The 22,780-nt window shown below is 67.2% G+C and carries 18 protein-coding genes, 2 pseudogenes and 1 other annotated feature; of the genes and pseudogenes, 10 read left to right on the top strand and 10 right to left on the bottom strand.

Features of this window, described 5'->3' with window-relative positions:
- Both VD964_RS26960 and VD964_RS26955 read left to right on the top strand, forming a co-directional pair.
- On the top strand, positions 1 to 909 hold a 909-nt coding region (locus tag VD964_RS26960), incomplete at its 5' end, for an acetyl-CoA C-acyltransferase (RefSeq protein ID WP_324871538.1).
- A 124-nt stretch (positions 910 to 1,033) separates the two neighbouring features.
- A complete protein-coding gene (locus tag VD964_RS26955; RefSeq protein WP_349255962.1) occupies positions 1,034 to 1,372 on the top strand; it encodes a carboxymuconolactone decarboxylase family protein in 339 nt (112 codons plus the stop codon).
- 76 nt (positions 1,373 to 1,448) lie between these two features.
- Here the strand turns inward: VD964_RS26955 and VD964_RS26950 are convergent, their stop codons facing one another.
- The 4 genes from VD964_RS26950 to VD964_RS26935 form a co-directional block, all read right to left on the bottom strand.
- Entirely contained in the window at positions 1,449 to 2,084 is a 636-nt protein-coding gene (locus VD964_RS26950) for an AraC family transcriptional regulator (protein ID WP_324871537.1), read from the bottom strand.
- A gap of 115 nt (positions 2,085 to 2,199) precedes the next feature.
- The gene (locus VD964_RS26945) at positions 2,200 to 4,989 is read right to left on the bottom strand and encodes an ATP-binding protein (RefSeq protein WP_324871536.1); all 2,790 of its coding nucleotides are present in this window, start codon (positions 4,987 to 4,989) and stop codon (positions 2,200 to 2,202) included.
- A 275-nt stretch (positions 4,990 to 5,264) separates the two neighbouring features.
- The gene (locus VD964_RS26940) at positions 5,265 to 6,164 is read right to left on the bottom strand and encodes a hypothetical protein (protein WP_324871535.1); all 900 of its coding nucleotides are present in this window, start codon (positions 6,162 to 6,164) and stop codon (positions 5,265 to 5,267) included.
- A gap of 101 nt (positions 6,165 to 6,265) precedes the next feature.
- Complete coding sequence (locus VD964_RS26935; RefSeq protein WP_324871534.1) at positions 6,266 to 6,703, bottom strand: hypothetical protein; 438 nt, start codon at positions 6,701 to 6,703, stop codon at positions 6,266 to 6,268.
- A gap of 243 nt (positions 6,704 to 6,946) precedes the next feature.
- On the opposite strand from VD964_RS26935, the gene VD964_RS26930 reads away from it, so the two are divergent.
- From VD964_RS26930 to VD964_RS26920, 3 genes are read left to right on the top strand one after another with little or no spacing between them, the layout of a single operon-like run.
- Complete coding sequence (locus tag VD964_RS26930; protein ID WP_324871533.1) at positions 6,947 to 7,954, top strand: ABC transporter substrate-binding protein; 1,008 nt, start codon at positions 6,947 to 6,949, stop codon at positions 7,952 to 7,954.
- A gap of 32 nt (positions 7,955 to 7,986) precedes the next feature.
- A complete protein-coding gene (locus VD964_RS26925; RefSeq protein WP_324871532.1) occupies positions 7,987 to 8,772 on the top strand; it encodes an ABC transporter ATP-binding protein in 786 nt (261 codons plus the stop codon).
- Positions 8,769 to 9,554, top strand: coding sequence for an ABC transporter permease (locus VD964_RS26920; protein WP_324871531.1), 786 nt, complete (start codon positions 8,769 to 8,771; stop codon positions 9,552 to 9,554). The genes VD964_RS26925 and VD964_RS26920 overlap by 4 nt, the downstream gene beginning before the upstream one ends.
- A gap of 112 nt (positions 9,555 to 9,666) precedes the next feature.
- Here VD964_RS26920 and VD964_RS26915 read toward each other — a convergent pair whose 3' ends face one another.
- Genes VD964_RS26915 through VD964_RS26890 form a run of 6 tightly spaced genes read right to left on the bottom strand, consistent with a single transcriptional unit; the run spans position 9,667 to position 13,647 of the window.
- Positions 9,667 to 10,410, bottom strand: a complete 744-nt coding sequence (locus VD964_RS26915; RefSeq protein ID WP_324871530.1) for a cysteine hydrolase — start codon at positions 10,408 to 10,410, stop codon at positions 9,667 to 9,669.
- A 59-nt stretch (positions 10,411 to 10,469) separates the two neighbouring features.
- Positions 10,470 to 11,525, bottom strand: a complete 1,056-nt coding sequence (locus VD964_RS26910) for a HoxN/HupN/NixA family nickel/cobalt transporter (RefSeq protein WP_324871529.1) — start codon at positions 11,523 to 11,525, stop codon at positions 10,470 to 10,472.
- Positions 11,522 to 12,280: an aquaporin gene (locus tag VD964_RS26905; RefSeq protein ID WP_324871528.1), complete on the bottom strand. Its 759-nt coding sequence runs from the start codon at positions 12,278 to 12,280 to the stop codon at positions 11,522 to 11,524. Before VD964_RS26905 ends, VD964_RS26910 begins: the two co-directional genes overlap by 4 nt.
- Entirely contained in the window at positions 12,277 to 12,624 is a 348-nt protein-coding gene (locus VD964_RS26900) for a hypothetical protein (RefSeq protein WP_324871527.1), read from the bottom strand. The genes VD964_RS26905 and VD964_RS26900 overlap by 4 nt, the downstream gene beginning before the upstream one ends.
- Positions 12,621 to 13,292 (bottom strand): nitrile hydratase subunit alpha, encoded by a 672-nt coding sequence (gene nthA / locus VD964_RS26895; RefSeq protein WP_324871526.1) that lies wholly within the window; start codon positions 13,290 to 13,292, stop codon positions 12,621 to 12,623. The genes VD964_RS26900 and nthA overlap by 4 nt, the downstream gene beginning before the upstream one ends.
- A 4-nt stretch (positions 13,293 to 13,296) precedes the next feature.
- Positions 13,297 to 13,647: an SH3-like domain-containing protein gene (locus VD964_RS26890; protein ID WP_324871525.1), complete on the bottom strand. Its 351-nt coding sequence runs from the start codon at positions 13,645 to 13,647 to the stop codon at positions 13,297 to 13,299.
- Positions 13,648 to 13,885: 238 nt separating this feature from the next.
- Here VD964_RS26890 and VD964_RS26885 point away from each other — a divergent pair, with 238 nt between their 5' ends.
- From VD964_RS26885 to VD964_RS26865, 5 genes and pseudogenes are all read left to right on the top strand, one after another.
- Positions 13,886 to 14,212: a hypothetical protein gene (locus VD964_RS26885; RefSeq protein WP_324871524.1), complete on the top strand. Its 327-nt coding sequence runs from the start codon at positions 13,886 to 13,888 to the stop codon at positions 14,210 to 14,212.
- 39 nt (positions 14,213 to 14,251) lie between these two features.
- Positions 14,252 to 14,749, top strand: coding sequence for a hypothetical protein (locus tag VD964_RS26880; protein WP_324871523.1), 498 nt, complete (start codon positions 14,252 to 14,254; stop codon positions 14,747 to 14,749).
- Positions 14,715 to 15,924: pseudogene (locus tag VD964_RS26875) on the top strand (IS3 family transposase). Before VD964_RS26880 ends, VD964_RS26875 begins: the two are co-directional and overlap by 35 nt.
- Positions 14,999 to 15,115: a sequence feature (AL1L pseudoknot), on the top strand. (Overlaps the previous pseudogene by 117 nt.)
- A gap of 40 nt (positions 15,925 to 15,964) precedes the next feature.
- Positions 15,965 to 16,530, top strand: a pseudogene (locus tag VD964_RS26870) (IS5 family transposase); the annotation flags it as partial.
- Positions 16,531 to 16,764: 234 nt separating this feature from the next.
- The gene (locus VD964_RS26865) at positions 16,765 to 22,731 is read left to right on the top strand and encodes a hypothetical protein (protein WP_324871522.1); all 5,967 of its coding nucleotides are present in this window, start codon (positions 16,765 to 16,767) and stop codon (positions 22,729 to 22,731) included.
- Positions 22,732 to 22,780: the final 49 nt, after the last annotated feature.

Here is a 22,780-nt window from a genome sequence, read left to right as displayed (position 1 = left end):
ATGAAGGCCACCATGCTGGCCCATGACCTGATCCGTGCCGGATCGGCCGACATCGTGGTGGCCGGCGGCATGGAGTCGATGACCAACGCCCCCTATCTGCTGGCGAAGGCGCGCGGCGGCTACCGCATCGGCCACGACCGGTTGCTGGACCACATGATGCTGGACGGGCTGGAGGATGCCTATGAGGGCGGACGCGCCATGGGTGATTTCGGCGAGGCGACGGCCGATGCCTACGGATTCACCCGCGCCGAACAGGACGCCTATGCGGCAGAGACGCTGACCCGCGCCCGCAAGGCGGTGGAGAGCGGCGCCTTCGCTGCCGAGATCGTGCCGGTCGCCGTCCCGGCCAAGGGCGGGGAGCGGCTGGTCGGACAGGACGAGAACCCGCTGAAGGTCTCCCCCGACAAGATCCCGGCGCTGAAGCCAGCCTTCCGCCGCGATGGAACGATCACCGCCGCCAGCTCGTCCGCCAATGCCGATGGTGCCGCCGCGCTGGTGCTGACCCGGCGGTCGGTTGCCGAGGGGGCCGGACTGCCGATCCTGGCGGAAATCCGCGGCCATGCCACCCACAGCCAGGATCCGGCCTGGTTCACCACCGCCCCGATCCCGGCGATCCGCAAATTGCTGGACAAGGTCGGCTGGTCGGTGGGCGATGTCGACCTGTTCGAGATCAACGAAGCCTTCGCCGTCGTCGCCATGGCGGCCCGGCGAGACCTGGGCATCGCACCCGACCGCCTGAACGTCAATGGCGGTGCCTGTGCGCTCGGCCATCCGATCGGTGCCACCGGGGCACGGCTGATCGTGACTCTGCTGCACGCGCTGGCCGCGCGCGGGTTGACCCGGGGTGTCGCGTCGCTGTGCATCGGCGGCGGAGAAGCCACGGCCATCGCCATCGAAAGGGTCGGGTGAGGCGCCCGGAACGGCGTCCCAAAGACGGGCGCATCCTTCTATATCGCGCCTGCACCGGGACGTAGCGTGGCCCCACCGACCGGCACCTGCGGCAGCGGGACCGGAACCCTCAGGAGACACGACCATGATGCTCAACTGGAACGAATACCGTCAGCAGGTCCTCACCGGCGTCGGCGAGATCGCCAAGCTCAGCCCCGACACGGTGAAGGGCTATGCCGGGCTCAGCGCCGCCGGCCAGAAGAAGGACCTCCTGGGCGCCAAGGTGCGGGAACTGATCGCGCTGGCGGTCGCCGTCAGCGTCCGCTGCGACGGCTGTATCGCCGTCCATACCGAAGCGGCGATCAAGCACGGCGCCACCCAGGAGGAGATTGCAGAGGCGCTGGGCGTCGCCGTCGCGCTGAACGCCGGGGCGGCGCTGGTCTATTCCACCCGCGTGATGGACGCCTACGCCGCGCACGGCTGATCCGAAGGCGGCGGAGACGGGCCATCGGGCCGCCGCCGCCCTCCCTCCGCCGGGCTTCTGGAGACGCCGAACTCCTTCACTGTTCTTCAGCGCCCCCGTCGATCCGGTGCTTGTGCCGCCACAACCGGGGCGCTTCACCGGCGATGCGGCGGAAGATGCGCGAGAAATGCGACTGGTCCGAGAATCCGCAGTCGAGCGCGATCTGCGACAGGGGCGTGGCCGTGGTTTCCAACAGTTCCTTCGCCCGTTCCACCCGCCGGCGCACGATGTAGGCATGCGGCGGGCAGCCGAAGCTGTCCTTGAAGGCCTGACAGAAATAGCCGCAGCTGAGCTTGGCCGCCGCCGCCAGATCCCGGTTGCGGATGGAACTGGCGAGATGGGCGTCGATATGGGCGGTAACCCGCCGCATCTGCCAGGCCGCCAATCCGGACTTCGCCAATCCGGCCTTCGCCAGTCCGGTCTTCTGGCCGGCATCGTCAGACGCGCCACGGTCAGGACGATGCTCGCCGCCGTCGCGCTGCAACCGGGCGAGGGCCAGCGACAGGCAATGCTCCACCGACTGCCGATCCGGCGCCAGCATGTCGTTCGCCACCCGCAACAGCCAATCGGCGGCAGCCGTAAGCCTGTCTCCGTCATCCCCCGCCTGGCCGACGGACGCCGGGGCTGCCAACGCCGGAAGACGGCGCAAGGTCTGGGAAGCAGCCATATCCATGTCGATCTCCTGCTCAGGTCACCTTGACGGCGACAGTGCCGGAGGCCCGGGTGTGCGGGAACCCATACTCAGGTATCGATGACCGGCCGGATGGCTTCCCGGGACGGAAGAGCGTCTACAGCCTGTCCAGAAGTGCCGCGGCTTCCAACAGGTCGGGGGTATCGTGCCCCTCGGCGAAGGTGCCGTAGATGGACGAGAGGGTCGAAGCGGCATCCTGGTGACGTCCCGTCCCCATGGACTGCCTGGCCATGCTCATCGCCGTCCGCAGGCTCCAGGACCGGGCCCCTTGTTGGCGGGCGATCTCCATCGATTGCCGCAGCAGCCTCTCCGCCGTCTCCGCTTCGCCGGCATTCTCCGATTTCAGGCGGAGCAGTTCAGCCGTCGCCCAGTTGGTCGCGCCGTCGCTCGCTTCTTCCAGGACGGCCGGCGGGATCAGGCGCGGAGCGACGGTGGCGAGCATCCGGATGCGCTTGTTCCGGTACACCTCGGCGAATTGCGCAGACCGGCGCAGCGACGCGAGCCGGTCCTCCTGCCCCTGTCGCGCCTCCAGCGCCAGCTGATAACACAGCCCATAGGTGCGCCAGACGAACAAGGAGCCTTCGTTGGTCTTTTCGACCAGCAGGTTGGCGTAGCGCGCCGTAAGGTCGTAGTCCCCGCACCAGAAGGCCACCGGGCAGGCACCGAGCGACAAGGCGAAGCACAGGGAGAGCACATGGCCCGACGCCAGCGCTTGCTCCACCGCCTCAAGCATGGCCTCCCGCGCCCGGTCCGGATGGCCCTGGATCCAGTTTATGCGCGCCAAATGCGTGTGGGAGACGATCCGCTGTTCGAACTGGTAGCCCCGCAGGCTCGATCCGGTGGTCGGGGCAGGGGCACCCAGGCACCGTTCGGCGAAGCCGCGCGCACGGTCGAACTCGCCCACCGTGAGGAGGCCGAGCGCCATCATGCGCTGATGCATGGACTCCGCACCTGGATCGGCGGGCGTTCCCAGGAGTTCCCCGAAGCGCTGCGCCGCCTCCAGCGCTTCCTGGTCTTTTTCGAGGGCCAGATGGTAGAGCCACAGCCCCCACAGGGCGCGGCGCTGGTATCCGACATTGCCGAGCTGCTGCGAAAGCTCAAGCCCGCGCAAGAGCACGGCCTCGACCTCCGGCGCCGGGCCGAGCGAATTCCACAGTGCCGGGCCCAGATGCGCCGTGATCGACATTTCGGACTGCAAGTCCGGTTCCGGTTGCCGCCGGACCGACTGCAGCACCGTCTCGGCATGCCGGCGGAATTCATCGGTCAGCGACAGCTGGAACCACATCGGGGCCGACGCGACGGTCAGGTCGACGGCGGTCGCCAAATCGCCAGCAGGCGACAGCGACCATTCCAGCGCGCTGCGAACATCGTCCACCCGGGTCCCGTACACGACGGTCCAGGCCACCGTGTTCGTCGACTGCGAACCCGCCAGCATCCGGCACAGATACCGCGCCAGATTGCGGCAGACCACGTCAGACTCGCCGCTTTCCTGGAGCCGTTCCGCCGCATATTGGCGCGTGGTCTCGAGCAGGCGGAACTGCACGCTCTGCTGCCGGTGCTCGACGGACAGCAGCGACTTCTTCGACAGCTCCGATAGTCCCTCGACGACGTCCTCCTCGAAAATCGCGCCGAAGGCCGCGACGCCGATGGCAAGGTCGCCGGTGAAAGACCCGCGGATGACCGAAAGACGGCGCAGGACAATGCGTTCGCGCTCGTCCAGCAGGCGGTGGCTCCACTCCAGCGTGGCCCGAAGGGTCTGGTGACGGGGCAGCGCGGTGCGGCGGCCGCCGCGCAGAACGTCGAAGGCCCGGTCCAGGCTCGCAGCCAGGCCATGGATGCCCAGCAGGGGCACCCGGGCCGCCGCCAGTTCCAGCGCGAGCGGAACACCGTCCAGGTGGCGACACAGCTCCGCGGCGACCGGCGCGTCCGCATCCGACAGGCGGAACATGCTGTCGCCGGACGACACCCGCTCGACGAACAGCTCCACCGCCGGGTAGGTCAGCGCCTGCTCGGCGGTCAACATGTGTTCCCGCCCGGGCGGAACGGGCAAGGGCGGCAGGCGGTAAACCCACTCGCCCTGCGCGCGCAGGATCTCGCGGCTGGTCACCAGAATGTCGATTTCTAGAGCCGTCGCCAGGATGCCCTCGACGACGATGGCGACCTCCTCGATCAGATGCTCGCAGTTGTCGAGGATCAGCAGGGCATCCAACCCCTTGACCGCCCCGAGGAACCCGTCCAGGGCACCTTTGCGGCCACCGGGCAGCTTCATCACCTGGGCGATGGTCGGGCACACCAGAGTCGGGTCCGACAGGGTGCTCAGATCCACGAAATGGATGCCGTCCCGGTGGCTGCTCGCCGAAACCTGCGCCACTTCGATGGCGACGCTCGTCTTTCCGATTCCCCCCACGCCGGTGATGGTGACGAAGCTCTTCTCCGCCAACTTCCGCACGATGTCGTCGATCGTCCCGTCGCGCCCGATCAGCCGGTCGATGTTGCGGGGCAAGAGGGTCGAAAGGTCCGCAGGCGGTGCGGACGGCTGCAAGACGGCCCCTTCCGCGTTCCCCTGCGGGAAGGGCGTCCGGATGGTCCCGACGAACCGGTAGCCCTGTGCCGGGATGTTCTCGATATAGTCGGTGCCGAGGTCGTTCTTGCCCAGCAGCTTCCGCAAGGAGCCGATATGGACGCGGATGTTCGCCTCCTCGACGAACAAGCCGGGCCAGACGCGGGCCATGATGTCGCGGTTGCTGACGACCGCTCCGGCCTGCTCCAGGAGCAGGGCGAGGATGGCAAGGGGCCGGCTCCCCACCTTGACGGCAACGCCGTTCTTCAGCAGCCCTCGCATCGGGGAAAATCGGAAGGGTCCGAAGCCGACCTCGTTCTGCTCCATGGCGGGACCTGTCACGGCCGGCGGCTGGGAAACGACGGAACGGCGGGAAACAGACGTGTCAGCCAAAGGTCGCGCCCACCGCCCCGCCAACAGCAAAGCGGTGACACAACCTCCGGCGCGGCTCCGTCTTCATCAGGTCATCGAGGGCAAGAGAAAGCGTCATTTCCCAACGCTAAGCATACATTAGACCTCATCATCATACGTATGCTTTACCATAGGTCAACGCATCATAACGTGGCATGGGGCGGCGCAGCAGGACGCTTGCGCACCGGCCATCAACGACCCTCGGCGCCATCCTCCACCATGCCGGCTTCAACCCCGATGGCGTCGGCCCAGCGGCTTCTCACCAGCTCCACCGCGCGCCGCCGGGTGAAGTTACCGGAGACGATGATCGCCGAGGGAAAGGCCGCACGAATCCGGGCGGCGGCGCTGCGATCCTCATAAGGCAGATGGCCGAGCGGAGCCCCATCCGCAGCGGTGCGGACAAGGTGTACGAAGGGAAGCTCCTGCCCGGCCAACGTCGTCAGAAGCATGGTGAACAGCGTGAGGGGATCCGAATCCGACATGCCGCGGAATTGGCCGAACGGCGACAGGCGGACACCGACCCGCTCCGCCGTCCAGACGCCGGTTACCGCATCGACAAGCTCGCAGAGGAAGTTCAACCGGTTCTGGATGGAGCCGCCATACCGGTCCGTCCGCCGGTTCACCCCGTCCTGAAGGAACTGGTCGGGAAGCGAGCCGTCGGCCGCATCGAGTTCCACGCCATCGAACCCGAGGTGCCTGGCCCGCTCCGCCGCGCGGCGGAAATCCGCGATGACCTCGTCGATGCCGGTGCCTGGCAGGGTGGCGGCCCGAAGAGGGGCATCTCCCGGGTGGCACAACCGCGCCACCACCTTGGCTTTCCTGGCATGGGCCAGGCTGATCGCCGTAGCCCAGGCATCAGCCGTCCCGGGCGTGTCGAACCCATCCGACACGGGGGCCGACGACGCCGCTGCGGAAACTGCGACAGGAGGCGTGATGACCAACCCACCGGGCGAGACATGCCGGACGCAGGCGCCGCAATCGGCCGCCGCGCGGCGCTCGCCGATCCGCCTGTGATCGGTCGCCGCCGATATGACGACGCGATGGGCGAGATCGAGCGCACCGATGTTTATCGGGAGAAACAGCTTTTCCATTCCGGCACCTTCCACCGGATCAAATCCGCATCGCAGCGCGGCCGAACGCTGGAGCTTCAATCACGTCGAACGCAGGCCAAATCATTTCCGCCCTGCCAAGCTCAGCCATGCCGGACCCGGACCTGCCTGTCGCTTTGCACCGTCCTCAGCCCCGGGGCGGAGCGGAAGGCAGAGACCGGAGCGGCATTGGCGCGCTTGGAAGGCGGCTGCGGAGCGGACGCCGCGCGCACGGACGCCACCAGTTCGACGATGCGGTGAGCCATGTCGTCGGCGCGGTCCATCTCTGCCTCGATCAGCCGGGACATCTTCTCCGCATCGGGGCAGGCAGCCCCATTGCGCTCCGTCCAGCGCCGCCGGGCGTCCGACGCCATCCGGATGGAGGTGACGGCATTGACGAGGGTCCTGACGTAGGAGACGTAGGTGTTGATCTCCAACTCGCCGAATGCGTGCGGCTGCATCGCGAATGCTTCGGCCTCGGACCAAGTCTGGTGCGGCGATATCGACGGCGCACCGGCGTCATGGGCGGAAAGGTGAGCCATGGCCCCTGCTCCTGTCTAAGTTGTTCTGAGGAGAGTGTGGCCGGGCGGCGGCCCGTAAGCGAGTAAAGCGTTGTAAAGGCCACTGCCCCTTTACGCGCATCGGCGCCATGGTCCCCCCTGCTTCCGAAGGAGCTTGGCAATCAGGCGGAAGCTCCGCAATATCCTTTTGTATGCAAGCGCCAATGGGATCCCGACGGAGATGCGGCAGGCGCGCTGCCTTTGATTTGATTGATGGAATCGACCATGACGGTGAATCGACGGACTGTGCTGGCTGCCTCCGCGGCGGGCATGTTCCTGGCCTCGGTAAGGCCGCTGGGTGCGCAGGCCCAGGACGCCCTGTCCATCGTGCTGCCCAACCAGTTCATCCTGGCCTTCATCGATGTCCTGTTCACGCAGGCCGCCGGATACTTCGAACGGGAAGGACTGCGGGTCGGTATCGAGGAAGGCCGCGGCTCCTCCGTGGCGCTGCAGCAGGTCATGGGTGGAAACGCAACGATCGCCCGCATCGGGGCCGTCGATCACATCCGGGCGAGCGGCCAGCCGGCAGGCCGTGATCTCGTCGCCATCGGCACGGTACAGCAGACCTCTCCCTGGTTCGTGGTGAGCTTGCAGGACAAGCCGGTGACCGGGCCGCAGGACATGGCGAACCGGACCATCGGCATCCAATCGGTCGGCGGCACCACGGAAACGCTGCTCGACATCATGCTGACCGCCCGCGGCGTGGATCGCACCGGCGTCCAGCGGGTGGTCGTGGGCAACTCGCCGGCCGGGGTCGATCTGATCCGCCAGGGCCGGATGGACGCCTATCTCGTGACCGCCGGCATCGCGGTCGCATTGCGGAAGAGCGGCCAGCCCGTTCACCTATGGAACACGGACACGGTCGCCCCGACACCGGGCTTCTGCTACTCCGGCAAACGGGACGTGATCGAACGGTATCAGCCGTTGATCCAGCGCTACCTTCGCGCCGTCCGCACGGCACTGCTCGACCTGATCGACGGCAAGGTCGCCATCGCCGATGCACTGAAGGCCATGGAGCGCTACGACATGGCCGAAGCCCGGAATCCGGAGCTTGCCGCCGCCATTTACAAGGAGAACATCGCCTTCCTGCTGGCGGACGGCCGGGAGAACCTTCTGCGCAACGTGCCGGTGCGCTGGCAGAGCGCCTACGACCTCATAGTTTCCTGCGGGTTCGCACCGCCCGACATGAAGCAGGAGGATCTTTACACCAACCGGTTCATCGACGCGCTGTGACCGGGCTCGGCGGCAGCAGCGGGCGGCCGGCCATGATCGCCTTGACGGAGATCGGCAAGACCTTCGATGTCGGCGACGGAACGGCGACGGCGCTCCTGCCCAGCAGCCTGTCGATCGCCGACGGCGAGTTCGTCGTGTTCCTCGGGCCGTCGGGCTGCGGCAAGACCACCCTGCTGCGCATGATCGGCGGGCTGCTGGAACCGACCTCCGGAACCATCAGCATTGCCGGAAGCCCCCTGTGGGACAAGGGCCGCTGCCGGAAGGACCTCCGGTCCCGACTGGGGCTCGTTTTCCAGGAATCGTCCCTGTTCCCCTGGCTGACGGTGGAGGAGAATGTGCGGCTGCCGCTGGATTTGCGTGGGCGGCTGCCGCGCGCGGATCGGCTGTCCGCCGCGCGGGCGATGCTGGCGCTGGTGGGCGCGGCCGACATCGGCACCCGCATGCCTCACGAGATTTCCGGCGGCATGCGCCAGCGGGTGGCCATTGCGCGAGCCCTGTCCTACGATCCCGATGTGCTGCTGATGGACGAGCCCTTCGCGGCGCTCGACGCGATTTCCCGCGAGGCCCTGAACATGGAGCTTCAGTCGCTTTGGCTCGCGACCCGCAAGACCATCGTCCTGGTAACGCATTCAATGGTGGAGGCGGCCTTCCTGGCCGACCGGATCATCCTGTTCTCGCCGGGACCGGGGAGCATCAACAGTGTGATCGACGTGCCTTTTCCGAGGCCGCGCACCCGCGATCTCACCTATTCGCCGGAATTCCAGCGGATGGTGCGCGATCTGCACGAACGATTGGCCGAACTGATGGGGCAGCCATGAAGAAGGTCCGGTTGCGCGATGCGGTCTGGCTGCCGTGGCTGGTCACGCCGTGCCTGCTGGCGGCCGGGCTGCTGGCCTGGCACGGAATCGTCACCGCCTGGGACGTCTCCCCCTTCATCCTGCCCGCCCCGCTGCCGGTGCTGGAGGAGTGGGTGGCGCTGATACTCAGCGGACGGGCCTGGAGCCATACGGCCATGACCTTCGCCGGCTCCCTGGCCGGCTTCCTCCTGGCGACCGTCCTGGGTGTGGCCGCGGGCATCCTGCTCTCGCTGTCGCCGACGCTGGAGCGCTTGGCGAAGCCCTTCATCGTCGCCTTCCAGGTTCTTCCGAAGGTGGCGCTGATCCCGCTGTTCGTGGTGTGGATGGGATTCGGCCTGGGCCCGAAGATCCTCACCTCCGCCATCCTGCCCTTCTACCCGATCATGATGAACACGCTGCTCGGCATCCGGTCGGTGCCGGACGGGTTGCGCGACGTGATGACCTCCTTCGACGCCAGCCGCTTCCAGCTGCTCCGCCGCCTGGAGCTTCCCTATGCCCTGCCCTTCATCGTCACCGGCCTGGAGGTGGGCATCGTCCTGGCCCTCGTCGGCACCGTCGTGGCGGAATTCATATCCGGAAGCTACGGGCTGGGATACCTGCTGGTCAGCCGGATCAATTCCTACGAAACCGCACAGATGTTCGCCATCGTCCTGCAGCTCTGTTTGCTGGGGCTCGTGCTCTATGCCGGGGTGGCGGGGCTCCACCGGCTGCTGGTGCCGCGCCTCAACCCATCCCGCCCCTGAATGCGAACGTGACCTGAGCCGGTGGCGCAACCGCCCGTTGCGATGGCGCCGCCAGCAGCCGCTGGATGGTCCATCGGCTCGGCGGAGCCATTGCGGCGGGATCGATCGAGCTTCAGCCGCGCTGGCCGCCGTCATCGACGGCGCCGGACACGCCCAGCCGCTCGACCGTCTCGTCGGTGCTCCAAAGGGCATTGGCGAGCCAGCGGAAATTGATCAGGGCCGCGAGATAGCCGTCGCCCTCCGGCAATTTGCTGGCGGCGGTGGCGTCGCGCACAACGGCGACCTCGAAGCCATGCTCGACGAAATCGCGCAGATGCGATTCCACACAGAAATTGGCGGCCATGCCCGCCAGGATGACCTGATCCACCTGCTTCTTGCGCAGTTGGAACAGCACGTCGTTGGTCTGCGGGCCGGCGATCTTGTGGGGCGAGCAGACGATGGTCCGCCCATCCTGGATGAGGTCGTGGTATTCGGGCATCCAGTCGGCGCCCGACCCGGCGAAGCCATCAAGCGACAGCGGGTCGCGGCGGTCGAACATGCGCAGCTTGTGCATCAGCACCTCTCCGGGCGCGGCATGGTCCCAGTCATGGTCGTGCGGGTAATAATAGTGCGGCGAAATCACCACCGGGATTCCGGCGCTCTTGGCGGCGACCAGCAGCCGGCCGATGTTGCCGACGGTGCCGTGCTCGGTGATGCTCTCGCCGAAGGCCCCCCAGGCCGCGCCATGCGGGCTGAGGAAATCGATCTGCGGGTCGGTGATGACGAGAGCGGTTCGGGCAAGGTCGAGGACCATTTCGCCCTTCGGAAGCGCAGGGGAAGCGGGGTCGGCATAGGCGGCCGGAATCCGGGTGGCCATGGTGAACTCCTTCTTTGCAGGGGATGAAATCTTGAGGAAAGGATGACGGACGAGCGTGCTCAGGCATCGCCTTTCAGGACCGCCGACGCCGCACGCGACCTGTGCAGGCCGAGGGCGACCGCCCAGGCGACGGCGAACAGGACGACGATCAGGAAGCCCAGGCGGTCGGACCCGTCCTTCAGCAGGCCCAGGAGGCTCCAAAGCCCGCCGTCGAAGCCGAAATGCTCGCCGATCAGGCCCAGCATCTCGGTTCCGCCGATGAAGCCGGCGAGAAGGGCGGACAGCAGCGTGACGCCCATGTTGTAGCGCAGCCTGCGGGCGGGACGGGCGGTCGCCCAGCGATAGGCCCCCAGCATCAGCAGGCCGTCGGCGGTATCGACCAGCAGCATGCCGGCGGCGAACAGCAGGGGAAAGACCAGGATCGTCGCGAAGGGCAGCCCGTTGACCGCCTGCGCGGCTGACAGCCCGAACATCGCGATCTCCGTCGCCGTGTCGAAGCCCAGGCCGAACAGCACGCCGAGCGGAGCCATGTGCCAGCTCCGGCCGATCAGCCCAAACAGCGGACGGAGAAGCCTTGCCAGCAGCCCTTGCCCGCCCACCATACGGTCCAGTTCCGCCTGATCCGGAGAACCGCCGGCACGCAATGTGCGATAGGCGCGATAGACCGAACGGAACACCAGGATGTTGAGCAGCGCCATGGTCAGCAGGAACAGCGCCGAGATGCCGGTGCCCAGATATCCGCCGACCTCCTGCACGCCGCGGAACAGCTCCAGCGAGCCGGCGGTGGCGCCGACCGCCGCGGCCACCAGCACAACCAGCGCCGAATGGCCGAGCGCGAAGAAGAAGCCGACTGCGACCGGGCGCTCTCCCTCCTGCATCAGCTTGCGCGTGACATTGTCGATGGCGGCGATGTGATCGGCATCCAGCCCATGGCGCATGCCAAGCCCGTAGACCAGCAGCGCCATGGCGAACAACGCCGGATCGCCGCCGAAGGACAGGAAGGCGCCAAGCCAGCCGCCGCCGTTCAGCAGCAGAACGGCCACAGATACCAGGGCGAGACGTGCCTTCAGACCGGGTTGCCCGAAGACGGCAGCGGGTGCCGGAAGCGGGATCATGACGCTTCTCCTTTGACGGTATTGGGGACTGTGCCGCCGGTCGTTGAAGAGGGTTTCGGATAGGCGACCGAAATCGCCAGAAAGGCGACCAGCGCCCCCGCCGACTGCGCCACGACATAGAGCAGCGCCGATCCTCCCGGCAGCCCCACCGGCCCGCCGGTGAACAGTGCCCCGAGCGTGACCGCCGGGTTGGCATAGGACCCCGACGGTGTCGCCAGGATGGCCGCGGCCAGCCACGCGCCGACGGCGAAGGGACCGGTCTGCGCCCGGCCGCTGCGGCTGCAGCCGAACACGACGATCATCAGGCCGGCCGTCGCCACCGCTTCGCTCGGCACCAGCATCCCGAGCGGTACGGCTGCCGCGTCCCGGGGCGGGATGCCGAACAGCGCGTCGGCCAGCATCGCCCCCGCTACCGCACCCGCGCTCTGCGCCGCGACATAGGCGATGGTGCAGTCCAGCCGCCTTTCGCCCGCCATCCATTGCAACACGGTAATCAGCGGGTTGAAATGCCCGCCGGACACCGCGCCAAAGGCCAGGATCAGGCCAACCAGGCTTCCGGCGGTCGCCAGCGCGCCGGGCAGCGGGCCGCTTCCGGCCAATCCCCCCGGATTCAGCGCGGCGTCCCCCGCTCCCGCCACCATCAGCATCAGCAGAAGCGTGCCGATCCCCTCGACCGCCGCGCGGCGGGCCAGCGCAAGCCGCGGATTGCGCTCGACGAAGCAGGTCGTGGGATCGGCGGAGCGGACCGCGCTCATGACTGCGGAACGGTCGGCGGAACGGGGTGGCGCGCCGCGACCTCGTCCATCTTGCGGGCCAGATCCTCCGGCGTCAGCAACCCCTTCTGGAAGAGGATGTTGGAGAAGGCGACGATCCAACGCTCGTAATAGCCGAGCGCGCCGACCATCTCCGACCCCAGCGCCTCGACACCGCGGCGCTTCTCTTCGGTGTTGATGATCTTGCGGAAGTCGAGCACGTCGGCCAGCGCGTGGCAGCGCTTTTCCCACGGCTCCAGCTCATGCTCGACCCGCTCGATCGGTCCGGCGGACAGGCCGCCGATGTCGTTGGGCAGACGCCTGACCAGCTGTTCGCCACCGCTCATTGCACCGTCCTCCCCGTGGGAGCAGCCACCGGGACCACGCCGATCATGGCGTCCCTGGTCACCAGCGCCGCCAGACTTTCTTCATCCATGTCGTCCGTTCCGTCCGGCCGACGCGGCAGGACGAGATAGCGGACCATGGCGGTGGAATCGCTGACGCGGATTTCGACGTCTTCAGGAATGACGGTCCCGAATTCGGCCAGCACCGCCCGTGGCTCCACCACCGCGCGGGCACGGTAGGCCTTCAGCTTGTACCAATCCGGCGGCAGCCCCAGCACAGGGCGAGGGTAGCAGGAGCACAGGGTACAGACGATCAGGTTGTGCACCGTCGTGGTGTTCTCCAGCACGATCAGCCGGGTGTCGTCATAGAAGCTGATGCCCATCTCCTCGCACGCTGCCCGGCCATCGGCGAGGAGGCGGCGGCGGAACTCCGCATCCACCCAGGCACGGGCGACGACCTTCGCCCCCAGCGCCGGGTTGCGGGAATCCAGAACCTCGATCTGCCGTCGGATTTCGTCGGGACCAATCATCCCGCGTTCGACCAGCAGTTCGCGCACCGCCGTTTCCATGATCTCGTAGTAGCCGGGCGGGCTTTCCTGCCCGACAGGGGCATGCAGATGGGTATGCTCATGCTGATGGCCGTGATGGTGGCCGTGATCTGGGTCGGTCATCGGGTCAGGCCCTTTCCAGCCAGGTTTCGTAAATCTCGATGCGCAGGCCGTCCTTTTCCGGACCGGCATAGTCGGGCCAGACGTCGGTCAGCGGGATGGCGACCCGGTAATAGTGTCGCTTGGCGCCGGCATTGCGGCCGTAGGCTTCCTGCTCGTTGTCGATGGCGGCGGGTTCGATGACGGCTTCGACCGTGCCGGTCTTGCCGCGCAGGTAGGTAGGCACCCGGTAATGGCCGATGGGGCTTCGGGTGAGGATGCGAACGGCGTCTCCGGGGCGGAAAGCCGGCTTCTCGCCAAGCGCCGTCACGATGCCGGGCAGCGGCGCCGTTCCGGCCGGTTCAGCTTGTCGGTTCACGCGAACCTCCTTTTGCGACAGGGCCATGGGCTGGACGACTTGAGAATTTGCAAGGGATCGCGGGGCGGACAGGGCTCCGGGGGAGAGAGCCCTGTCCTGCACGATCAGCCGGCGGCGCGGGGAAACTCCGCCGGTTCCGTTCCCAAAGGCGAACGGATCGTCATGGTCCGTCTTCAGGAACCATGGCGGCGATGCTGCCCATCCAGGTCAGGATCGTCTTGGACAGGGCGCCGCTGATTTGAACACTGCACAGTTTCGATACCGATCAGTTCGCGGCATCCGGCTTTCGTTCAAATCCGCAGGGAGTTTTCACAAGATCGCCAGTCTCTTGATGGGAATAGTCGGGCAAGCCAGCTGGGCGGCGTCCCGCACACTCCGTGTTGGTCACATCGATCTCGGCTTCCACGACGCAGCCGCCCGCGAAGTGGAGGAAATACTCGGCGCCCATGGCCATCCGATCGTCCCGGCCGCACTCGCCGCCCTGGCGGCCCTGCCTTTGGGAAATCGGCGGGTCAGCGCGCTCGACGACCAACTGCGGCAGGCATCCGTCGCCGCGGCCGCTTGAAGCGCCCCCGATCACCCCGCGCCACAGGAAAGACAACCTATGAAACCGACACTCTTCGCCCTAGCCTTCGGCACGATGGCTATCACCCTCACCGCACTCCTTCCCGCCGTCGCCCAAGCACAACAGAAGATCGAGGTCGTCGCCAATCTGACCGGCGCCATGCCGACCGGTGTCACCGTGGCGCCGAATGGTCGGATCTTCGTCAACTACCCGCAGTGGGGCGACAACAGCCCATTCACGGTGGCGGAATTGAAGGGTGGCAATCCTGTCGCCTACCCCGATGCCGCCATGAACCGGGCTGATGCCGTGGATGCCGCCAACCACCTGATCACCGTCCAAAGCGTCGTCGCCGACGGTGCCAACCGTCTGTGGCTCCTCGACACCGGAGCCACCGGCTTCACGGCCCCCATTTCCGGCGGCGCCAAGCCGGTGGCGGTCGACCTCGCCACTGAACCGCTCCGGGTTTGTCGGAGGCCCCGTTTCTTGAGAGGATGGGGTCATCATGACGAAACAGGCATCACCCAAATACGCCCCTGAAGTCCGCGAGCGCGCGGTTCGGATGGTGTTCGAACACGAAGGCGAGTACGCGTCGCAGTGGGCGGCGATCAGCTCGATCGCGGGAAAGATCGGCTGCACGGCGGAGACGTTGCGGGGCTGGGTCCGGCAGGCCGAGCGTGCCCAGGGCAAGCGGCCGGGGCCGACGACGGACGAGCAGGAGCGGATCAAGGCGTTGGAGCGCGAGAACCGGGAACTGCGCCAAGCCAACGAGATCCTACGCAAGGCATCGGCATATTTCGCCCAGGCGGAGCTCGACCGCCCGTTTCGGAAATGATCGCCTTCATCGACGCGCACCGCGCCGTCTACGGGGTCGAGCCGATCTGCAAAGTGCTGCCGATCGCCCCGTCGACCTACCGCGCCCATGCCGCCCGGCGGGCCGATCCGTCCAAGGCGCCGGCCCGCTCGCGAAGTGACGCGGAACTGAGTGTTGCTATCCGACGGGTCTGGGATGCGAATTTCCAGGTCTATGGGGTGAGGAAAGTTTGGCGGCAGTTGCGGCGAGAGGGCATCGATGTGGCGCGCTGCACGGTAGCCCGACTGATGAAGCAGATGGGCCTGAAGGGGGCGACGCGTGGCAAGGCGGTGCGCACCACGATCAGCGACCGGGCGGCGTCGTGCCCTGCTGACCGGGTGAACCGGCAATTCCAGGCGCCGCGTCCGAACGCCTTGTGGGTGGCAGGCAGGGCTTCGTCTACGTGGCCTTCGTCATCGATGCTTTCGCGCGCCGCATCGTGGGCTGGCGGGTCTCGCGCACTGCCCACGCCGACTTGGTGCTGGACGCACTGGAGCAGGCACTCCACGAGCGCCGGCCAGCCAAGGGCAGCGGCCTCATCCATCACAGCGACCGCGGGTTCCAGTACGTGGCGATCAAGTACACTGAGCGCCTCACAGACGCCGGCGTCGAGCCTTCCGTCGGCAGCGTCGGCGATTCGTACGACAATGCCTTGGCCGAGACGATCAACGGCCTCTACAAGACCGAAGTGATCCGGCGTCGCGGGCCGTGGCGCACCCTGGAGGCCGTCGAGTTCGCCACCTTGGAGTGGGTGGACTGGTTCAACAATCGGCGCTTGCTCGAACCCATCGGCAACAGTCCTCCCGCCGAGGCCGAAGCACGCTATTATGCCCAAACCGAGGACGTCGCCATGGCGGCGTGACCCAACACAAATGGCCTCCGGGAAACCCGGCGCGGTTCAGTGGGAAGACATCTTCCATGCCTTGGCGGCGGCGGGTGGCCCACCGGCCCAGGTGATGATCGACTCCACGGCGGTGCGCGCCAATCGTTCGGCAAGCGGCGGCAAAGGGGGGAGCGTGCCCAGGCCATCGGGCGGTCCCGTAGCGGACGAACCACCGAAATTCACGCTCTGAGCGATCCGCGCGGTCGGCCGCTCGCCTTCCTGCTGACCTGCTGACCTGCTGACCTGCTGACCGGCGGTCAGGTTACCGACTGCACCGCCGCCGACCGTCTGCTCGACCAGATGCCCGCCACTGATCTCCTGCACGGCGACAAGGGCTACGACAGTGCCGCCATCCGCTGGAAGATCGAAGAGGCCGGGGCCGCGCCCAACATTCCGCCACGCGCCAACAAGCACTGGAAAAACTGCTTCTCGCCCTATCTCTACCGGAACTGCAATGTCATCAAGCGTATGTTCGGACGCCTCAAGGACTTCCTGCGCATCGCCACCCGCTATGACCGCTCCGCCACCAACTTCATGGCCGCCGTCTACATCGCTGCAACGGTCGCCTACTGGTTATGCGTCTAGACCCTAGGACGATAGCGAAAAGCTGGCCTGTCATGCGCTGGTATCAGTTCAAGCCTATACAAGTTTTTGAATATCAATTTTCTCTGAAATAAAAGTCCTAATAATCTTGTGGTTTTGACGCAGAATTGTTGATGGACCCGCCCGCATACTCAGCGGCGTTCAGATTTTTTTCAGCAAATCACGGTTTTATTGCTAGTTGCCGCTAGCAATTTCTGCACCGGCGAAAGGACCGTGATGACAGACCCTCTGAAGGCCGACACCATGTCCGAACCGCCCCTGACCATCCCTGAGGCGCTCGCTTTGGAAGCGGCGGGGGTGCTGCTGGGTGGCAAGCCGGAAGCGCTGCTGTCAGTGCAGGAGAAGATTGCGGCAGCCTTGAGCAGCCAAGGCTTGCCTGGAAACGCCGCCGGTACGCTGGCGGAAGGCTGGATGCAGGATTTCGCCAACGGACTGGGCGTGCATGCCACGCCGGACGCTGCCATCCTTCAAGCGAACCGGATCGCCGCGGGTGCCGCCGCGCGCATGGCCCAGGCCACACAGGACGCCGCATCCCTGACCGGCGAGCAGCGGATGGCGACGGCATTGGCGCAAGGTCAGGGTATGGACGCGCAGTCACTGTCCACCCCGGACGCGGCGGCCAACCTGTCCGCCGCCCTGTTCAACGGCGTGATGGACCCGCTCGCCCGACCGGTGGGGACGGCGGACCCGATTGCCGCGCTGTCACAGGCCTTGCACGCGCCGACAGCGCAGATGCCTTCTCCAGCCGCCCCGCTCTCGCCGGTGGACCAACTGACCAATGCGCTCGCCTCCGGCACAGGCGTCCGGGACGCCGTCAAGGCATTAGGAAGCGATCAGGACAGCCACTTCGCCGATACGCTGGAACGGGCGCTGTCCAGCGGCGCGGAGTCCAGCGCCGCGGTGACCGTGGCCCAGGAACTGAGCACCCGCAGCGAGATCCTGACCCACGCCGCCGCGGTTGCGCAGTCCGAAGGCAATCATCTGCTCGCCACGCTGGCATCCGGCGGCGCGGAGGCCCGCCATGCAATGGGCGGTCCGGCCTTTGCGAGTGTTCTGAATGATGCGCTGGCCCGCGGCGGAGCGCCCGATGCAGCGCTCGGCGCGTCGGTCAGGGCGCAATCGGACATGACGGCCAGCCAGAATGCCGCCGCCGTACCGCCGAAGCCGACCGACGCACTGGTGGCGTCGCTTGCATCCGGTCGCAACGTGGCCGAGACCGTCAAATCCTTCGCCGCGGCCGCCGGCATCGACGCGAACGCATCCAGCGGTTTCGGGCAGGCGCTGACAGGCGCACTATCGACCGGCCATGAGCCGGCCGGGGCATTGGGCGCGGCAAGGCAGGATGTCGCCGTCGTGTCCGCCCTATCGGCCGAGACGATGAAAGGCGTCAAGGCCGACCCGCTCGTCACGGCGCTCGCCAGCGGGCAGAATGTCCAGCAAGCCGTCCAGGCCCTCGGCGGAGGCAGCGCCGCATTCAGCGCCGCCCTGGGACAGGCCTTGGCGGAGGGGCGGCCGGCCGGGCAGGCCCTGGCGGCAGCCCGTCTGGCCGCCGATACCGTCCAGCAGAACGCCGACTCCAGCGAAGTCCCGGTGTCGCCGCAGGACAAGGCGATGGCCGACCTCGCCAATCCGGACAAGGCCGCCGCCGAGGAGTCCGCACAGCAAAGCGAAAGCGCGGACGGCAAGGCCGCCGAACAGGTGGCGGATGCTCAAGCGAAAGATGGCCAAGCAAAGGACGGCCAAGCGACGGACGGCAAGGAAGACGGGGAGACGGAAAAGGGCGCGAAGGAGAACGGCGAGGCCGACGAAAAAGGTGAAGCCAAGGGCGATGTCAAGGAGAACGCAGGCGACAAGCAAGCGGCCGAAGCGTCGGCCGAAGGGGCACCCCCGGCTCCGGACACCTCCTCTTCCCCGCCCGCAAAACAGGCGACGATGGGCGAGGCTGCGCTCAAGACCATCAGCTTCGATCAGGGCGGCGCGGCGGACAAGGAAACAGCAGGCGACACCTCCACCCAAGCCGCCACGTCCCCGGATGCACGGCCAGCGGTTTCGGCACCGTCGGCCACCAAGGCACTGAGCACAACCGACGCCTTCGCCGTTGCCGCGCAAAGCCAGCAGCGCGCAGTCCAGGCGGCGGTTCGCACCCTTGAGAACGTGGCGCCTGACACCGGAGGCACCAGTTCGCCGACCAACACGCCGACGCCTTCCCCCAGCCTTCCGACCGAATATCATACCGTCGCGCCCACCCTGTCGTCCGCCTTCGACGCGGCGGCCCTGGCGAAGGCACTGGCAATAGCCGAGGGAACGGCTGCTCCCGCCGGATTCGCCGTCTTCCACCTGATCGAAATGATGTTCCGCCCAGGCGAGACGGGCAGCAGCGTGGTCGGCGTCGCCGTCGTAGCCAACAACGGCTCGGCGCTCGGCGTCTGGCAGTACAGCGTCGACGGCAGCACCTGGCTGGCGGTGGGATCGGTGGCCGAAACGGCGGCGCTCGTGCTGCCGGGCAATGCCCTCCTCCGCTTCCTGCCCGCTGCAGGTGCCTCCGGACAGGCTCCCGCCCTGGACCTTCGGGCGGTGGGGAATGATTGGACCGGCGGCTTCAGCGGCGCCGAGCACCGCTTGTTCGCGATCGCCGGCACGGGAGGCACGACACCGCTGTCGTCGGAGGTCGCGCAGCTTTCCCTGGAGATCACCCCCGTCAACGGCGCTCCGGTGGCGACAGGCGTACAAGCGATCCTCGATGCCGTGGCGGAGGACACCGCCAACCCGGCCGGCGCCAGCATCCTCTCGCTGTTCGGCAGGCTGTTTTCCGATCCGAGCGACGCGGTTTTCGGCCAAACCGGTAACGGCTTCGCCGGCGTTGCCGTGGTCGCCAACCCCGGCAACGCCGCCCAGGGAGAGTGGCAGTATTGGAATGGAAACGGCTGGGTCGCGGTCGGCGCGGCGTCGGACGGCAACGCACTGCTGCTTTCCGCCGACACCATGCTGCGCTTCCTTCCCGTCGCCAACTGGAACGGCAAGCCTCCCAGCCTGATGGTGCGGCTGGTCGACGATTCCCAAGGTGCCATCGTCAGCGGCGGCCGTGTCGATCTGAAGAGCCTCGGCCTCGGTGGAACGACGCCCTACAGCGTGTCCGCCATCCTGCTCGACAGCCAGGTGACCGCCGTCAACGACGCCCCGGTCGCCACCGGGACGACGGCAACCCTGCCGAACAGGTTGGAAGACACCGCCGATCCCGCCGGGGCGACCATCTCCACCCTGTTCGGCGGGCTGTTCTCCGACCCGACCGACGCGGTGGCCGACGGATCGGCGGCGAATGCCTTCGCCGGAGTGCTGGTGATCGGCAACGCCGCCACGGCGGCCCAGGGCTCCTGGCAATACTGGACCGGAACCGCCTGGACCGACATCGGCGCGGCGAGCGACGGCAACGGGCTGCTGCTGGCGGCCGGCACCGCCTTGCGCTTCCTGCCTGCTGGCGACTGGAACGGCACGACGCCGGCCCTGACCGTAAGGCTGGTGGATGATTCGCAAGGCACCTTCGCCAGCGGCGAGCGTGTCACCGTGACCACGGGCGGCGGAACCAGCCGTTTCAGTGCCGGCACCATCGCGCTGGCCGGCACCATAGAGGCCGTCAACGACGCCCCCGTCGCCACCGGGACGACGGCAACCCTGCCGACCATCGCGGAGGACACCGCCGATCCGGCAGGAGCCACCGTCACCAACCTGTTCGGCGGCCTTTTCTCCGACGCGGCCGACATGGTCGCGGGAGGATCGATGGCCAACGGCTTTGCCGGGGTCGCCATCGTCGGCAATGCGGTGACCGCCGCGCAGGGCGTTTGGCAATATTGGACCGGCTCCGGCTGGGCGGCTGTGGGTGCGGTGTCGGAAGGGTCAGCCCTGGTTGTCGCCGCCGCCGACCGCCTGCGCTTCGTACCGGCGGCCGACTGGAACGGCACCACCCCTGCGTTGACCGTCCGTCTGGTTGAAGAGGGCGGCACTCCGGTCCTCACCGGCGGCAGGGTAGACCTGACGAACCATGTGGGCGGCAGCAGCGCCTACAGTGCGGAAACCATCGCGCTGACCGGAAGCGTCACCGCAGTGAACGATGCGCCGCAGGTCACCGCCGGCACCGCGTCGCTGAGCACGGTGAAGGGCGTGGCCGTGGCGGTCACCGGACTGTCGATTTCGGACATCGACGCCGGCTCCACGTCGATGCTCGTCACGCTGACCGCAGGGCACGGAACGCTGACGCTGACGCTGGCGGATGGCAGCGCGGACGCCGTCATCACCGGCAACGGAACCGACACCGTCACCATCCGGGCGACGCTCGCCACCATCAACGGCCTGCTCGGCGCCGCCAACGGGCTTCTCTACACCGCCACCTCCTACACCGGCGCCGACACCATCCATGTGCTGGTCGACGATCTGGGCGGCGGCGGGGCGGGCGGACCGCTGACCGCCGGCACCTCGGTCGCCGTCACCGTGGCGCCGCCGAACGCCTCGCCGGTGCTGGCCGACACCGATCTTTCCCTCTCCGTCACCGCTGCGGCCCTTGCGACGCCCGGCGCCGGAACCGCGGGCATCGCCGTGTCAGCGCTGGTCGGGCTGAATGGAACCGGCCCGGCGAACGTCACCGACGGCGATGCCGGCGCCCTGACCGGCATCGCCCTGGTCGGCGCCAACGAGACTTATGGCCGCTGGTGGTTCTCGACCGACGGCGGCACGACCTGGAACCTGGTCGGCACGGTCAACGACAGCGATTCCGCCCTGCTGCTGCGCTCGACCGACCGCCTGTATTTCCAGCCGAACGCATCGGTGCCGGCCACCGTCCACGGCGCCCTGACCATCCACGCCTGGGACCAGACCAGCGGAACCGCGGGCAGCAAGGTCGCGATAGACACCGGCGTCGGCAGCGCCTTCTCCACGGCGACGGACAGCGTGACGCTGCATCCGGGCGTGCTGATCCCCAATGGATCCTTCGACGATGGGCTGACCGGCTGGACCTACACCGGCGGGACCACCGTCGGCACGACCGGCGATGGCCGTGAAGGAACCATCACCTCCGCCGCCGGCCGGACTCCGGCGGAGTTGGAGAATTTCCTCGGCCTGTCCCACGGCTCCATCGCCGCTGCGACCGGAACCGTGCCGTCCCTCGGCCACGCGATGAAACTCGCCAGCACGGTGACGGTTACGCAGGACACGACGCTGACCTTCGACTGGTCCTTCATCTTCTCCGACCCCGGCTATCACGATTTCGCCTTCGTCAGCGTCAACGGGGTGGTGACCCTGCTGGCCAAAGACAACAGCGCCAGCGGCACCTTCAGCGTGGTGATCCCGGCCAACGGCACGCTGTCGCTGGGCTTCGGCACATCCGACACCAGCGACAACAGCGTCAACCCGATTCTGCGCGTCGACAATGTCAGGCTGACCACCGTCGCCAGCGATCCCATCGTGCTGGACATGACCGGTGACGGGCTGGCCCTGCGTGCCCTGTCCGATGGCGTGCATTTCGACGTGACCGGCGACGGTGTGGCCGACCGGACCGGCTGGATCGGGTCGGGCAACGCATTGCTCGTCCGCGACGAGAACCGGAACGGACAGATCGACGACGCGCGGGAACTGGTGTCGGAGCAGTTCGGCGGCGGCTTCAACACCAGCCTGGAGGCGCTGGCCTCCCTCGACCGCAATCACGACGGACGCCTGGATGCCAACGACGAGACCTTCGCCACTCTGAAGGTCTGGCAGGACGCCAACGGCGACGGGATCAGTCAGACCGGGGAATTGCGCGGGCTTTCCGAAGCGGGCCTCCAGTCCATCGCCACCGGTTCGACCCCCAGCGAGTCCCTGCTAGCCGGCAACCGGATCCTGGGCACCACCAGCATGACGATGGCCGACGGCAGTACCCACATGGTGGCCGGCGTCGCATTCGACGTAAAGGCAGCCTCCGCCGCGCAGAACCTCGTCCAGCCGCAGACCACAGCAAATGCGACACCCGATGCTTCCGGGGGGACGAGCTTCACCGCACTTCTGGCGTCCGGTCTGGGCCTGCCGGCCGAAGGCGCGGTTGTGCAACACTCCGACTTCTCTTCTCTACTGAATTGGAGCCCTGAGGCGCACGCTCCTGATCAGCATCATTTGCAGAACAGTGAAGCGCTAAACGTGCACAACATCACAACCCCCTAATACAGATGACACATTTAGAGGATTTGTTAGTAATTTGAACACTGTTTTG

Origin of the sequence: Azospirillum sp. (assembly GCF_035628975.1) — a bacterium.
Taxonomy (GTDB): domain Bacteria; phylum Pseudomonadota; class Alphaproteobacteria; order Azospirillales; family Azospirillaceae; genus Azospirillum.
This window is presented reverse-complemented; position numbering and strand designations above follow the sequence as displayed.

Coding starts and splice junctions, on each gene's coding strand:
- VD964_RS26865 (WP_324871522.1), top strand. CDS start 16,765: ATGACAGACCCTCTGAAGGCCGACACCATGTCCGAACCGCCCCTGACC.
- VD964_RS26900 (WP_324871527.1), bottom strand. CDS start 12,624: ATGAGCGGTGGCGAACAGCTGGTCAGGCGTCTGCCCAACGACATCGGC.
- VD964_RS26950 (WP_324871537.1), bottom strand. CDS start 2,084: ATGGATATGGCTGCTTCCCAGACCTTGCGCCGTCTTCCGGCGTTGGCA.
- VD964_RS26915 (WP_324871530.1), bottom strand. CDS start 10,410: ATGGCCACCCGGATTCCGGCCGCCTATGCCGACCCCGCTTCCCCTGCG.
- VD964_RS26940 (WP_324871535.1), bottom strand. CDS start 6,164: ATGGAAAAGCTGTTTCTCCCGATAAACATCGGTGCGCTCGATCTCGCC.
- VD964_RS26945 (WP_324871536.1), bottom strand. CDS start 4,989: ATGGAGCAGAACGAGGTCGGCTTCGGACCCTTCCGATTTTCCCCGATG.
- VD964_RS26905 (WP_324871528.1), bottom strand. CDS start 12,280: ATGAGCGCGGTCCGCTCCGCCGATCCCACGACCTGCTTCGTCGAGCGC.
- VD964_RS26920 (WP_324871531.1), top strand. CDS start 8,769: ATGAAGAAGGTCCGGTTGCGCGATGCGGTCTGGCTGCCGTGGCTGGTC.
- VD964_RS26925 (WP_324871532.1), top strand. CDS start 7,987: ATGATCGCCTTGACGGAGATCGGCAAGACCTTCGATGTCGGCGACGGA.
- VD964_RS26935 (WP_324871534.1), bottom strand. CDS start 6,703: ATGGCTCACCTTTCCGCCCATGACGCCGGTGCGCCGTCGATATCGCCG.
- nthA (WP_324871526.1), bottom strand. CDS start 13,292: ATGACCGACCCAGATCACGGCCACCATCACGGCCATCAGCATGAGCAT.
- VD964_RS26955 (WP_349255962.1), top strand. CDS start 1,034: ATGATGCTCAACTGGAACGAATACCGTCAGCAGGTCCTCACCGGCGTC.
- VD964_RS26880 (WP_324871523.1), top strand. CDS start 14,252: ATGAAACCGACACTCTTCGCCCTAGCCTTCGGCACGATGGCTATCACC.
- VD964_RS26910 (WP_324871529.1), bottom strand. CDS start 11,525: ATGATCCCGCTTCCGGCACCCGCTGCCGTCTTCGGGCAACCCGGTCTG.
- VD964_RS26930 (WP_324871533.1), top strand. CDS start 6,947: ATGACGGTGAATCGACGGACTGTGCTGGCTGCCTCCGCGGCGGGCATG.